Source organism: Duganella caerulea, assembly GCF_040362985.1.
Classification (GTDB): Bacteria; Pseudomonadota; Gammaproteobacteria; order Burkholderiales; family Burkholderiaceae_D; genus Rugamonas; species Rugamonas vulcania.
Genome location: NZ_BPWJ01000002.1, coordinates 537,539 through 551,354, shown reverse-complemented (window position 1 = coordinate 551,354; position 13,816 = coordinate 537,539). Strand labels below are relative to the sequence as shown.

The following is a 13,816-nucleotide window of genomic DNA, read 5'->3' as shown; positions in this document are numbered from 1 at the left end:
TTTTCTTTTACCAGGTGGCGCCGAAGCGGATGCCGTAGACGCGCGGATCATTGTAGGACGCCGTGACGTAGCCGGGATCGACCACGCTTGCATAATTCTTCGCCAGCGTCTGGCCCCAGTTTTTCACATACGCCTCCAGATGCCATTTGCCGCTCGGCGAAACCAGCTTGAGCGCCGCGTCGACCGTCGTGTAAGCCTTCTGCGCGTCGGAGATGTGTGGATTATCCAGATTCCGCAACGAGAAGTACATCTTGTCCTGCCAGCGCGCCGAGATCCATGGCGTGAGCGTGTACTCGCCGATCGCGAAGTCCTGCGAGGCGCTCAGGTTCAGCGTGTTGGCCGGTGCATATGGCAGGCGGTTACCAGCGATATTCAGCGGGAATTTGCCGGCGAACAGAGGATCGGTGCCTTCATACGCCACGCAAGGCGGCGCACCGTACTTGTCGCGGATGTTACAGCTGATCGAGCTATCCTCGCTATAGGTCGGATAGGACTTGATGACCGCCTTCAGGTGCGAGTACGAATAGCCGATGTGCGAACCTGGCCACGGCTTGTATTCGCCCTCGATCTCCAGGCCGGAGATGTTCGCCTGCGCCGCATTCTGCGTGCCGTAAATGACCACGCTGTCGCAGTATGGATTGGTGGCGGTGCAAGGTATTTTCGGAATGATCTTGCCGACAGTGACGCCGCCGGTCAGCTGCATGTCCTTATAGCGGCTGTAGAACGCGGTGGCCGAGAAGGTCAGCTTGTTGTTCAGCAGGCGGCCCTTGTAACCCAGCTCGAAGTTGGTCAACGTCTCCGGATTCCACGGCATGTTGGTGTAGTGCGGTCCCGGCGTCAGGCCGGCGCAATTGCCATTCAGGCCGGTGCGGCAGATGTCCTCCTTGTCGCTGAAGCCACCGGCCTTGTAGCCGGTCGATAGCGAAGTGTAGACCAGGTCGCGCGGCGTCAACTGACGGCTCAGGCCCAGGCGCCAGGTGAATTTCTTCCATGCGTCCGAATCGTCGCTGATCACGGGATGGATCGACGAATCGAAACCACCGGCACCGTAGTAGCCGCCCATGCCCGGCTTCAGATGCGAGCTGTTAAACGGCGTGAAGCCCGGCGTACCCGGCGTGCCCGGGTTGAACAGGCCCTTGAAGTAGATCGCCGGATCGTCCGAGAACGCGGTATCCCAATACTGGCCGCCGACGTCCTTGCGGGTGTCACGCGTCATGCGTCCGCCCACGGTCAGGTTCCAGGTCGGCGCGAACTCCCAGTCCGCCTGCGCGAAGATGGCCTTGGAATCGGACTGGCGGTCAGCCTGGTGATAGAAGTAGGACTCGGCCGGGAAGCCATACGTACCCCACGACGCGCCCAGGTAGTCCTGCGCGTAGTCGATGCTGTTCTTCTCGTGCATCCAGAACAGGCCCGCCACGTAACGCAGGCGATCGTACTTGCCGCGCAGTTGCAGCTCGTGGACGGTGGAGACGTATTTCGACGCCGTGGTGTAGGTGGCGTAGTCATTGAACGGCGACGTGCCAGGGCGCGTGGCCAGTTCGCTTTCGATGGGCTGGTAGCCGCTGTCGCTGTCCTGGAGCTCGCGCCGCTTCTGGCTCGACCACGAGGCGTTGTATTCGATGGTGGTGGACGGATTAAGATCCCAAACCAGGCCGCTGCGCACGGTGTCGATGGTCATGTCCATCACGCCTGGCACGTTGACCTTCACGTCCCACTGGCCACCGGTGCAGGCATACGGCGTGCCGGCCGCCTGCTCGCAGTCCTTGATCGGCAAATCGCCGGCGCCGTTGTTCTGGTACTTCTCATAGGTTAGGCGCCAGTCCAGGTCCGACCGGATCTTCCACCGAGCCTGCAGGCGCGCCGCGTATTCGTCCTTGTTGGTGTAGTACTTGTCGGCGCCGACCTTCTTGTTGAAGCGCTGGTCCACGTCGGGAATGATATTGCCGGCCGCGTCCCGCGAGGGCACGATGCCCAGCGCCGGGAAGTCTGCGGCGTAGAAGTCCTGCTGTTGGTTGATATAGCCGTCACGCTTGATCTTCATCGCTGTGACGCGCAGCGCGAAATTGTCACTGACCGGGATGTTCTGCACCGCCGACACCTGGCGTCCGCGATAGTTGCCGAGGTCCGCTTCGACGGTTCCGTAACTGCTGCCGAATTCCGGCTTGGCCGGGATGATGTTGATGCTGCCGCCAGTCGAGTTACGGCCAAACAGCGTGCCCTGCGGGCCGCGCAGCACCTCAACCTGGTCAAGGTCGAACATCAGCGCCAGCGCCGCCTGTGGGCGCGGCTGATACAGCCCCGCCACGTGCAGGCCAACCGCCGGGTTACCGATCTCCGTGAAGTCGGAACTGCTCACGCCACGGATGGCGATCTGCACGCCGCCACTGCCGTCGTTCGATGTCCCCAATTGCAGGTTGGGGATCTGGCCGCTCAAGCCGCGCACGTCGGTGATGCCGTCGCGGCTCAAGGCCTCCTGCGTCACCGCCGTCACCGCCACCGGCGTCTTGAGCAGCGACGTGGAATGGCGCGTCGCCGTCACCTTGACCTCCGCCACCTGGTCCTTGGTGGCGATGGCCGAAGCATCGGCCTCCTGTTGCTGGGCGCCCGCCGCGCCGGCCATGACAGCGCAAGCGCTGCCGATGGCGAGACTCATTAAATTTTTCCTGGTGCTGTGATGCGACATCATTGCTCTCCCGATCAAATCGTTATTTGTCCCGCCATCGGCGCGACTGGCGCGTCCAGCTTTTTTTAGAACTTGGCTTTCAAGCCAACGCTGTAACGCGCGCCGTTTTCATACACGCCCACCGGCAGGCCGTCGGTGGTGTTGGTGCGGATGACTTCATTGGTGATGTTCACTGCCGTGAGGTAAAGGCTGATCTTCGGCGTGATATCCCAGCTGGCCGACGCATCCCACTGGCCGTAGGCACTGGTCACATCCTGGCCGCCTTCATCCAGCGCGCCGTAGGCCTTGGAACGGTAGTTGTACGACAGCCGCGCGCTGTAGCCGTTCTTCTCGAAGAAGCCAGTGATATTGGCCTGGTTGCGCGAGTTGCCCACCACGTTCAGCTTCACGCCGCCCGCATTGGCGCCGGTCTTGGCGTCGGTGTAGGTGTAGTTGACGATGGCGCCAAAGCCGCTGCTGAAGGCCTGCTGCCACTGCAGTTCCAGGCCGTTGACCGTTTCGCCGTTGTTGGCGTTGTACGGACGGCTGACCGGACGCATCACACCCGCCACGTTTTCCTGCGTCGTCTGCGTGTAGATGAAGGTGTCCAGCTTCTTCGCAAACAGCGTTGCCGACAGCAGCGACGCATCGGCGTAGTACCACTCCGCGCCGATCTCCGCCTGGTTGGCGTGGTAAGGCTTGAGCAGCGGATTGCCGGAGGTGGCGGCGTTGGTGGTGCCGCTGACTTCCGTGCTGGCGCTCAAATCGCTGTAGGTGTTACGCGCCATCACACGCGCAATGGCGCCGCGCACCAGCAGGTCCTTGTGGACGGTGTAGACCGCGTTCAGGTTGGGCAGCACGTCGGTGTAGCTGCGGCTGACGTTGGCCAGCGTGTAGTTGCCCGAGCCGGTCAGGTCCTGATACGCCTCGGAGGTCTGGTCTGTCTTGACGATACGCGCGCCGAAGTCGCCACGCCATCCGCCGGTGGCGAAGTCCGCACGCGCATAGGTCGCGTAGATCTTTTCCTTGATCTTGTAGTACTCGCCCTTCGCCTCCGCGTAGACCATGCCCTTGTCGTACATCGGGAAGCCCTTGGAGTAAGCCAGGCCGTCGTCCACCCATGCATACTGGGTCAGCGAGCCGGGGTTGGCGGCCTTTTGGCTCAACAGCGGCGAGGCGCCGGTGGACAGGTCGGCCAGCGAGAACGACTGCCAGCCAGGGTTGCCAGGACCATCGGTGCCGATGATGCGATGGTTCTGCACCGTGGTGTCGCGGAACTTGGCGCCGACCTTGACCGACTTGAAGAAGCCGTTGTTCAGGTCCAGCGTCAGGTCGCCCTGCGCGTAGTTCTCCTTGGTCTCCATGCGGCGGATCCAGTCGCGCGAGCTTTGCAGCGTCAACTTGCTCGGGTCGAGCGGGTTGATGTCCTGGTACTTGACCTCATAGGTATCCGGCGCGATGTTGAAGGTGGTGCGCGTATTCCCGACGAACCAGAAGTTGCGGTCATGGTCGCTGCCGCCCGAACCCTTGGTGGTACCGGCCTGTCCGTGGAATTTCCAGTTGTCGGCATCGTAGGTGCCTTCCAGGTCCAGCACTTCCGACTTGACGTAGGACTGGCGGAAGATAGGCTCGAACGACACGCCGCCGGTCGGGCCGACCGTGCCGCCGACCAGCGCCTTGGTGCCGTCGGAGGTGGTGATGAACTTCGGATTGGTGACGGCGATATTGCCCTTCGCATCCGCCAGGCCGCCCGCTTCCCACAGGTAGTTCTGGTTGCTGTTGTCCATGCTCATATCAGAGTTCATGTAGTTCAGCGAGATGTCGGAGTTCGCGTTCGGGCGGGCCTGCAAGGTGATGTCGCCGGTGGTGCGTTTGCGGTCCTGGCGGAAGATGGCCGAGCCGCCGCCCCACGACGCATAGGCGCCAGGCGTGACCACGCCATTCTGGTCGACGATGTTGTACTTGGTCGAATCAGTGAAGTTTTCCAGGCCGTCGCGGCGCATGGTGCGCTGCTGGCGGCTGATGGCGACCAGCGCGCCAAAGGTCTTCTGCTCGTTGGTCCAGCTCAGCAGGCCGGAGACCTGCGGATCGGTTTTCTTCGGCAGCTTGCTGTAGGTCTCCTCGACCGACACCTGCGCCACCAGCGGCTTCAGTTGGAACGGCTTGCGCGTCTTGACGATCACCAGGCCGCCGATGCTGCCCTCGTCCAGGTCCGCCGAAGGGCTTTTGTACACGTCGATGCTGCCCACCAGCTCCGACGCGAGAATGTCATAGTTGAAGCCACGGCTTTGCGAATCGTTCTTCCACCAGTAGCCGGATGCCACGGCTTGGCCGTTCAACTGCGTCAGGTTCAGGTTCTTGTCGGTGCCGCGCACGAAGATGTCGCGGCCCTCGCCCCAGGTGCGGTCCACGGAGATGCCCGGCACGCGCTGCAGCGAATCGGCCACGTTCTTATCCGGGAACTTGCCTACTTCCTCGGCGGTGACGGTGTCGATCACGTTACCAGAGTCGCGCTTCTCGGCCAGGTTGCGCTTGAGGCGTTCGCGGATACCGCGCACTTCAACGGTCGCGGTTTCGCCAGCCGGTACGGCGTCGCTGGACTGTGCCGCTTCGGCCGTAGCCGGATCGGCCGCGTACAGATGCGGCGCCAGGCCGCCGCTCAACGCCAGCGCGATCAGGTGAGGAAGTAGTTTTTTCTTAAATACCGGCTTAGTCATTCAATTCTCCTTGTGTGAAAAAGATGAACCGCATCGATATCAAACGCTGCGCATCATGCTGCGCGCGGCCGATACCATATTCCCCGGGCGTAGCCGCCGCAACGCCCGTCCCGCTTCGTCAAACACGTGGAAGGCGGTGCTGTCGGCCGAGAAGACGATGGACTGTCCGATCTCGACGTGACGTTCGCCGTCTCCGCGTATCACCACGTCTTCTGCACCTTCTCGACTGACGTAGATGTAATTGGCTTCACCCAGGTGTTCGACCACACTGACCTCGCCTTTGAAAACTTCCGAACCGGCGCGCGATTCGTTGATATGTTCGGCGCGCAGGCCGAGCGTGACCTTCATGCCGGTGCGCAGGCCGCTGCCATCGACATAGGCGCGCACCGATTCGCCGCTGGGCAGCAGCACCAGCACGCCGCCGGCGCTTGCCTCGGCGACGGTGCCGGCCATCAGGTTCATCTTCGGCGAGCCGATAAAACTTGCGACGAACAGGTTGCACGGCTGCTGGTACAGGTCCAGCGGCGTGCCGGCCTGCTGGATATGCCCCTCGTGCATGACGACGATCTTGTCGCCCAGCGTCATGGCTTCGACCTGGTCATGCGTGACGTAGACGATGGTGGCGTCCAGCTGGCGATGCAGCTTGGCGATCTCCAGGCGGGTCTGCACGCGCAGCGCCGCGTCCAGGTTGGACAGCGGCTCGTCGAACAGGAACAGGCGCGGTTCGCGCACGATGGCGCGGCCGATGGCCACCCGCTGCCGCTGGCCGCCGGACAGTTCGCGCGGAAGCCGTTCCAGCAGGTGCTCTATCTTCAACGTGGCGGCGGCGCGCGTGATGCGCTCCTTGATCGCGGCCTTGCCCTGCCCCGCCACCTTCAAGCCGAAGGCCATGTTCTGGTACACCGTCATGTGCGGATACAGCGCGTAGCTCTGGAACACCATGGCGATGCCGCGTTCCGCCGGCGGCAGGTGGTTGACCACCTCGTCGCCGATGGACATGCTGCCGCCGGTAATGCTCTCCAGACCGCACAACATGCGCAGCAGCGTCGATTTGCCACAGCCGGAAGGGCCGACCAGCACCACGAACTCGCCGTGCGCGATATCCAGGTCGATGCCGGCCAGGACATCGGTCTTGCCATCGTAGGATTTACGCAGCTGCTTCAGGCTGACACTTGCCATTACATTCCTCTTTCTGTTGTTGGGTTACTTGACCGCGCCGGCCGTCAGGCCACGGATCAATTGACGCGAAAAGACCGCGTACAAAATCAGCATCGGGATCACCGCCAGCGACAGCGCCGCCAGCACGGAATTCCAGTCGGTGACGTACTGGCCGATGAACTGCTGCACGCCGAGCGTGACGGTCTTGGTGCGGTCGGACGGCGCCAGGATCAGCGGGAACCACAGGTCGTTCCAGGCCGGGATCATGGTGAACACCGCCACCGTCGCAATCGCCGGCCGTATCAGCGGCAGGATCACCTGGAAGAAGATCCGCACCTCGCCGACGCCGTCGCAGCGCGCCGCATCCTTCAGCTCCGACGGCACCTGGCGCATGAATTCGGACAGGATCATGATCGCCAGCGGCAGGCCCTGCGCCGTGTACACCAGGATCAGCGCCGACAACGTATTGACCAGGTCCAGCTTGACCATCAGCTCCAGTATCGACACCGTGCCGAGGCGGATCGGGATCATGATGCCGAGGGCGAGAAACAGCGTCAGTACGCGGTTGCCCATGAAGCTGTACTCCGACAGCGCCCACGCGGCCATCGCGCCGAACAGCACGATGCACAGCAGCGCCGCCAGCGTCACGTATAGGCTGTTGCCGAAATAGAGCAGGAAGTTGGTGCTGGCCAGTACCTTCTGGAACCCGATCAAGGTCAGCGATTCCATCGTCGGCAGCGCTAGGGGATCGTCGAAGATGGCGGCGCGCGTCTTGACGGAGTTAATCAGGATCAGCGCGATCGGGAACAGCGCCAGCACGGTGTAGGCGATCAGCGTGGCATGCACCATCAGGCGGCCCAGGTCGAAGCGGCTGGCCAGCGGCGCGGTCGGATTCATGGCGATAGCGGTCATGGCGCGGCCCTCACAGTGCAAAGCGGGTCAGCCTGCGCTGGACACCGACAAAATAAATACCCACGCCGGCCAGGATCACCAGGAACATCAGCGTGGCGACGGCGGAACCCAGATAGGCGTTGCCCACCTGCGCCTGATAGCCAAAGAAGGTGCGGTAGAACAGCGTGCCGAGGATATCGGTCGAATAGTTCGGTCCGGCCAGCGCGCCCTTGATCGAGTAGATCAGGTCAAAGGCGTTGAAGTTGGCGACGAAGGTCAATATCGTCACAAGGCCCAGCGTCGGGTAAATCAGAGGGAGCTTGATCTGCCAGAAGATGCGCAGCGCGCTGGCGCCCTCCACGTGGGCCGCTTCGACGATCTCCTCCGGCACCGCCAGCAGCGCGGCGTAGATCAGCATCATCGGCATGCCGATGTACTGCCACACGGAGATCATCGACAGCGTGGCCAACGCGGTTTCCTCTTGCCCCATCCACGGCGCGAACCAGTCGGCCAGGCCGGCAAAGCCCATCAGCTTTTCGCCCACGCCCCACAGCGGCGACAGGATCAGCTGCCAGATAAAGCCGATGATCACCACCGACAGCAGCGTCGGCAAAAAGATCAGCGTGCGGTAGGTACGGGCGCCGCGCAGGCCTTTTAAACTAAACAAGGTCGCCAGCAGCAGGCCGATGGGATTCTGCAGCAGCATATGAATGCAGAAGAACTTGGCGTTGTTGGCCATGGCATTCCAGAAGCCCGCCGACCAGTCGGGATCGAGCAGAATGGTGCGGAAGTTCTCCAGGCCGACGAAGGCCGCCTGGCCGCTGTCGTCGGCGCTAAAGAAGCCTTGTCCCAGCGTCTGCACCAGCGGCAGTGCGCTAAACAGGGAGTAGACGATCACCGCCGGCGCCAGGAACATCAGCAACTGCCAGGGCCGCACCGTATTAACCGCATGTTTCAAGTAAGCCTCCAGAATTCGGGCAAAAAAAGAGCCGGCGCCGCGCCCGGCGCCGGCCAAAGGAATCACACAATCAAGGGGAGGGATTGGTGTGATACTACTTTTGCTGTGGCTTGTACCACTTCGCAAAACCGTTTTGAAGCTTTGTCGCCGCGTCCTTGGGCGCCAGCTTGCCGTTCAATACCTGGGCGTTGACGTTCCAAAGTTCGCTCTCCATGCTGGGCTGTCCGCGATTGAGCACCTGCGCGTTGAAGCGGATGGTGGAGGCGCAGCTGCCGCGCCATTCCGCCATCTGCTTGGCCACCGGATCGCGCACCGAGATCAAATGGTTCGACAGCGAGAAGAAGCCGGTCACGCGGTTGGTGTAGATGTCCGCGAATTCCTGCGAGCCCACCCAGGCCAGGAATTTGTAGGCGTCCTCCTTGTTGCGGGACTTCTTGTTGATGCCGATGCCGATATCCATATGGTCGGAGATGAAGCACGGGTCGCCGGCCTTGCGCACCGGCGGCGGGAACGCGCCCAGTTCCAGTCCCGGCGTCTGCGCGAAGTACGAGATATCCCACGAACCGGTTGGATAGATCGCCGCGCGGCCCAGCGCGAACTGGTTCTGGCTGTCGCCGTAGGTTTGCGCGCTGGCGCCCTTGCCCAGGTAAGTGCCCATCCGCTGTTCGAACTGCAGCGCCTCCACGAACGGCGCGTCGGTCAGTTTGGCTTTGCCGGCGATCAGCGCCTTGCGCCCTTCCTCGCCGCGCCAGAAATTGGGGCCGATATTGGTATAAACCATTTGGCTCGATTCCCACTGGTCGGCCGTGCCCAGCGCCAGCGGCGACACGCCGCCCTTCTTCAGCGCCTCCAACACGGCGAAGAATTCATCCACCGTCTTGGGCGGCTGCAGGTTCAGCTTCTTGAATATCTTCTTGTTGTACAAAAAACCGTGGATCACCGAGGCCACCGGCATGCAGAAGGTGTCCTTGCCGTCGTCGGTCTGCCAGGCCACCGTGGACGTCGCCGGGAAGTTCTGCATGCCCGGCTTGCCGTCCAGCTTATCCAGGTGGCCCTTCTTGTACAGCGACAGCGACACATCGAACGGCCGGCAGGCGATCAGGTCACCCGCCGTGCCGCCGGCCAGGCGCGCGGCCAGGCTGGAGTCGTATTCGGTCGGCGCGGTCGGCGCGAACTTGACCTCGATGCCGGGATTGTTTTTTTCGAAGGCCGGCAGCAGCACTTTTTCCCACAACGTCTTGTCGTCGACGCGCCAACTTTCGATCACCAATGTGCCGGCCTGGGCGGCTTGGGCGGAAAACATGGCGATCAACAGGGCGTGGCGAACGATACGGCGTACTTGCATAACTGAATCCTTTGCGTGGCTTTATTTACAACGATGAATTTATTCTAGCATCGGCTTTTCTGTGACAGACGGGTGAGTTGCCTGAGAGAAGCGAGCACTTAACCTATTGAATTCATTGACATTAATTTCCACCGGAGGAACGCGGCGTTACGTTTCCTTACCGCCAAGAGGGACGCGACAGGGGGAATGCGGCGAAGCAGCGACAGCGTTCCGCAAGGATTCGCAAGGAAAACTTACAAAACTTAACAAAAAGTCCGGACTGTTGTTGTTGCGAGACGGCAGATCACGTACCACGCCCCGTGTTTAGTAAAGGTAAATAAACTGCCGTGCCTATTTTCGTTTCGTTTGACCGTCAACTTTTGGGGGTGCAATACTGAATTGTCAGATTGCTACATCCCGAGCGCGGCCGCCTCGGACCAAGGCGATCCACTGACCATAAGGCGCGGCAACCAGCGCCCACAATTAATGACAACAAGGAGATGAAATGCTTGAACCAACGAGAAGGACTCTCATGAGCCTGGCCGTGGCCAGCGCCTGCGGCTTCATGACCATCGCAGCGAATGCACAGAATGATAGCGCTAACAGCAGCACTACCGGCGACACGCCATCCACCGCCGCGGCCGCGGCACCGGTGATCACCAATCCCGACCAGATTCCCGAAGTCAAAGTGACCGCGACCCGGTATTCGACTTCGCTGCTGCGCACCCCGCTCGCCGTCACCGCGCTGAGCCAGGACCAGCTGACCCGCAAAGGCGCCACCAGCCTGCGCGACTTGAGCGGCGAAATGCCCAACGTCGTCATCGAAAACACCGGCCTCGATTCGGCGGTGCAGATCACCATCCGCGGCATCACCTCGACCAACTTCACCGAGACCGGCGATCCGGCGGTCGGCTTCCACGTCGACGGCATGTACTCGCCACGGCCGCAGGGCGCGCAGGCGCTGATGTTCGACCTCGATCAGGTGGAAGTGCTGCGCGGGCCGCAAGGCACGCTGTTCGGCCGTAACTCCACCGGCGGCAGCATCAACGTCATCCCCGCCAAACCCGATTGGACCGGCAACTACGGCAAGGCCGATCTGGACCTCGGCAACTACAACAAGAAGCAGCTGTCGCTGGTGCAGAACGTCGTCGTCAACGACGCGCTGGCCTTGCGCGCCACGTTCATGAAGGTCAAGCGCGACGGCTACGCCAACCAGTCCCGCGACGTGACCGAGGCTAACGCGCCGGCACTGGGCTGGGTCCCGAACGGCAAGCCGGATGTGGACCAGCGCTTCAACCGCCCGGTCGGTCCGAGCGAGTACTACACCAACCAGAACGAATGGGCCGGCCGCGTCTCCGCGCTGCTGAAAGTGAACAAGGACGTCACCGCCAAGGCCTCCTATGAGGAGTTCCAGGACTCCAGCGCCGGCGGCGCCGCCTTCCGCGACTGCGACGCAGGCGCCGGCACGCGCTACGCCTGCACGGACCAGGGCAAGTGGGACATCAACGTCAACGTGCCGGGCCACATCGACATGAAGATCCGCACGCTGCGCACTGGCGTCAACTGGAACATCAACGACCACACCAACTTCGACTACAGCTTCCAGGTGGCCGACCAGCGCCGCAACGAGATCACCGACGACGACAAGGGCTTGCAGAACGCGGCGCCGTTCCAGGTCAACGGCCAGTATCCGAATATGGCCGGCGGTAACTGGGGCACGTGGCCGCTGACCGACTCCTTCCACCGCACGCTCGATTCGCGCTACCTGTCGACCGTGCACGAGGCGCAGCTGAAGCAGCAGCTGGGTAACCTGCAGTACGTGGGCGGCTTGTTCTGGATGCACGAGCGGAACAACATCGACTACGAGATCACCAACACCATCCAGAAGCCGTACGGTGATGTGGGCAGCGTGCTGTATCACCAGCCTAACCGCCAGGTCGATGCGAAGGCCGCGTTTGCGCAGGCGGACTGGAAGTTCATCCCCACCTGGACCGCCACCGTCGGCGCCCGCTACAGCCTTGACAGCAAACAGGATAAGGGCGGCGAAGTCTATGGCGCCAACTGGATCGGCGACCCGGCCTACTACAACGGCCTGTATTCGCAAGGCACTCCAGGCACGCCGGGCTTCCACGTCCACGACGGCACCGACCTCACGCCGGGCATGGGCGGCAGCGTGGCGGCCTATCACCTGTATGGCGCGCCCACGTCCAACGACCATAAGCAGGACTGGAGAAAGGTCACGTGGCGCCTCGGCCTGCAGAAGCAGCTGGACAACAACAAGATGGTCTACGCGTCGGTATCGACCGGCTACAAGGCCGGCGGCTTCGCCGACAAGACCGACAGCTGCAACTACCACAAGTGCGCGGACGGCAAACCGGGCGTGGTCACCTTCCTGCCTTACGATCCGGAGACCGTGACCAACTATGAGCTGGGCTTCAAGGGCAAGTTCCTGGACAATACGCTGAGCCTTTCGGCCACCGCCTTCTTCATGAAGTACAAGGGCATGCAGCTGACCGGTACCTACTTCGTCAACCAGATCATCCCGGACAACGGCTTGCCCTGCCCGGCCGACCAGCCGAAGTGCGATGTGTATGAAACCTGGCGCACCATCAACGTCGGCAAGGTGAACATCCCTGGCCTGGAACTGGAGTGGGATTACAAGCCATGGCGCGGTGGCCGTGTCGGCGGCGGTTTCGCCTACATCAACACCTCCGTCCACAACTTCAATTCCTACAGCGACGACTACCAGTGCGACGTGAGGACGGAGCTCGGCCTGCCGGCCTGCCCTGCCGTCTACAACGGGTCCGACAAGGCGCTGCTGGGCCGCCGCCTCGCCAACATCGAGGGCAACCACCTGCCGAACACGCCGAAGTACCAGTTCAACCTCAGTTTCTCGCAGGAGTTCGGCCTGGAAAACGGCTACAAGGTGATCCCGTACGTGAAGGTGAACTGGCGCGACAAGGCCTACTTCGACCTGCTCAATTCGGACTACGCGCACATTGGCCGCAACCAGAAGGCGTATGCGATGGGCGATGCGTCGGTGCGGCTGGAAGCGCCGGACGACAAATGGCACGCCGAGCTTTACGTCCGCAACATCTCGGACAGCCATGCGAAGACCAGCGGCGATTCGACCTACGGCGGCTTCATGAGAGCCACCTTCGTCGAGCCGCGCATGTTCGGTGTCCGCGTCGGCGCTAACTTCTAAGCTTTACTTCGGACCAGGTCCAGCCAGGCGCGCGCGGCGAACGAAAGATGTCCGCCGCGCCGCCAGGCCAGCATCAGCTTCCAGTCGAGCGCTGGTTCCTCCAGCTTCACCACCGTGAACTGCGCGCGCGGCAGCGTGTCGCAGAACACCTTGGGCAGCAGCGTAATCCCCACACCCAGCCGCACCAATGACGCCACGAACTCCCACTGTCCGCTACGGCCGCTGATGCGCGGCTTGAATCCCGCTCCCCGGCAGGCGTCTTCCACGATGTCGTTCAGCGCGAACGATTCGCCGTAGAAGATGAACGCGCTGTCGGCCAGCTCGCGCAGCGCCACGCGCCGCCGGCCGTGCCAGGCCGAATCGGCTGGCGCCAGCAGGCATAAGGGCGAACGAACCAGCTGCGAGCCTTCGAACTCCTGCCAGATGCTGGCGTTGGCGGGGTAATCGAGCATGGTGCCCATTTCCAGCGTGCCGTTGCGCAGGTCACGTTCGATCGACTGCGAGCCGCCTTCGAACAGTTTGAGTTCGATGTCCGGGTGGCGCCGGTGGTAGGCCGCCAGCAGTGGAGCCAGCAGCGCGTGCGCGTGCTGCGTGACGCCCAGCCGCAGTTCGCCGCGCCGCAGCTGCTGCAGGTCCGCCAGCTCGACGCCCATCTCCTCGTGCATCGCCAGCAGCGCGCGGCCGCGCTGCAGCACCACGCCGCCGGCGTCGGTCAGCGTGAAGCGCTTGCCGACGCGCTCCAGCAGCACCAGGTTCAGCGACTGCTCCAGCTGCTGCACCATCTTGCTGACGGTGGGCTGGGTCACGTGCAGCAGCTCGGCGGCGCGGCTGAAGCTCTGCTGCTCGACCACGGCGACAAAATAGCGCAGCGAACGGATGTCCATCATCTATTCCATATTCG

8 protein-coding genes are annotated in these 13,816 nt (G+C 62.4%); 1 reads left to right on the top strand and 7 read right to left on the bottom strand.

Going from position 1 to position 13,816, the window contains the following annotated elements:
• Window positions 1-7: 7 nt before the first annotated feature.
• The 6 genes from ACUJB0_RS07265 to ACUJB0_RS07240 all read right to left on the bottom strand — a co-directional run bounded on the left by ACUJB0_RS07265 (window position 8) and on the right by ACUJB0_RS07240 (window position 9,731).
• A complete protein-coding gene (locus ACUJB0_RS07265) occupies window positions 8-2,653 on the bottom strand; it encodes a TonB-dependent receptor (RefSeq protein ID WP_444844638.1) in 2,646 nt (881 codons plus the stop codon).
• 95 nt (window positions 2,654-2,748) lie between these two features.
• Window positions 2,749-5,379, bottom strand: coding sequence for a TonB-dependent receptor (locus tag ACUJB0_RS07260; RefSeq protein WP_444844637.1), 2,631 nt, complete (start codon window positions 5,377-5,379; stop codon window positions 2,749-2,751).
• A gap of 39 nt (window positions 5,380-5,418) precedes the next feature.
• Window positions 5,419-6,558: an ABC transporter ATP-binding protein gene (locus ACUJB0_RS07255; RefSeq protein ID WP_444844636.1), complete on the bottom strand. Its 1,140-nt coding sequence runs from the start codon at window positions 6,556-6,558 to the stop codon at window positions 5,419-5,421.
• A 24-nt stretch (window positions 6,559-6,582) separates the two neighbouring features.
• Window positions 6,583-7,449, bottom strand: a complete 867-nt coding sequence (locus ACUJB0_RS07250) for a carbohydrate ABC transporter permease (RefSeq protein ID WP_444844635.1) — start codon at window positions 7,447-7,449, stop codon at window positions 6,583-6,585.
• 10 nt (window positions 7,450-7,459) lie between these two features.
• The gene (locus tag ACUJB0_RS07245) at window positions 7,460-8,344 is read right to left on the bottom strand and encodes a carbohydrate ABC transporter permease (protein WP_444844962.1); all 885 of its coding nucleotides are present in this window, start codon (window positions 8,342-8,344) and stop codon (window positions 7,460-7,462) included.
• A gap of 136 nt (window positions 8,345-8,480) precedes the next feature.
• The gene (locus ACUJB0_RS07240; RefSeq protein WP_161082236.1) at window positions 8,481-9,731 is read right to left on the bottom strand and encodes an ABC transporter substrate-binding protein; all 1,251 of its coding nucleotides are present in this window, start codon (window positions 9,729-9,731) and stop codon (window positions 8,481-8,483) included.
• A gap of 484 nt (window positions 9,732-10,215) precedes the next feature.
• Here ACUJB0_RS07240 and ACUJB0_RS07235 point away from each other — a divergent pair, with 484 nt between their 5' ends.
• On the top strand, window positions 10,216-12,915 hold the full coding sequence (locus ACUJB0_RS07235) for a TonB-dependent receptor (protein ID WP_444844634.1): 2,700 nt from the start codon (window positions 10,216-10,218) through the stop codon (window positions 12,913-12,915).
• On the opposite strand, the gene ACUJB0_RS07230 is transcribed toward ACUJB0_RS07235, so the two are convergent.
• On the bottom strand, window positions 12,912-13,802 hold the full coding sequence (locus ACUJB0_RS07230) for a LysR substrate-binding domain-containing protein (protein ID WP_444844633.1): 891 nt from the start codon (window positions 13,800-13,802) through the stop codon (window positions 12,912-12,914). The genes ACUJB0_RS07235 and ACUJB0_RS07230 overlap by 4 nt on opposite strands.
• Window positions 13,803-13,816 lie beyond the last annotated feature (14 nt).

Bases quoted from the DNA above. Each gene is read 5' to 3' on its own strand.
- ACUJB0_RS07265 (WP_444844638.1), bottom strand. From the start codon at position 2,653: ATGAGTCTCGCCATCGGCAGCGCTTGCGCTGTCATGGCCGGCGCGGCG.
- ACUJB0_RS07260 (WP_444844637.1), bottom strand. From the start codon at position 5,379: ATGACTAAGCCGGTATTTAAGAAAAAACTACTTCCTCACCTGATCGCG.
- ACUJB0_RS07255 (WP_444844636.1), bottom strand. From the start codon at position 6,558: ATGGCAAGTGTCAGCCTGAAGCAGCTGCGTAAATCCTACGATGGCAAG.
- ACUJB0_RS07250 (WP_444844635.1), bottom strand. From the start codon at position 7,449: ATGACCGCTATCGCCATGAATCCGACCGCGCCGCTGGCCAGCCGCTTC.
- ACUJB0_RS07245 (WP_444844962.1), bottom strand. From the start codon at position 8,344: ATGTTCCTGGCGCCGGCGGTGATCGTCTACTCCCTGTTTAGCGCACTG.
- ACUJB0_RS07240 (WP_161082236.1), bottom strand. From the start codon at position 9,731: ATGCAAGTACGCCGTATCGTTCGCCACGCCCTGTTGATCGCCATGTTT.
- ACUJB0_RS07235 (WP_444844634.1), top strand. From the start codon at position 10,216: ATGCTTGAACCAACGAGAAGGACTCTCATGAGCCTGGCCGTGGCCAGC.
- ACUJB0_RS07230 (WP_444844633.1), bottom strand. From the start codon at position 13,802: ATGATGGACATCCGTTCGCTGCGCTATTTTGTCGCCGTGGTCGAGCAG.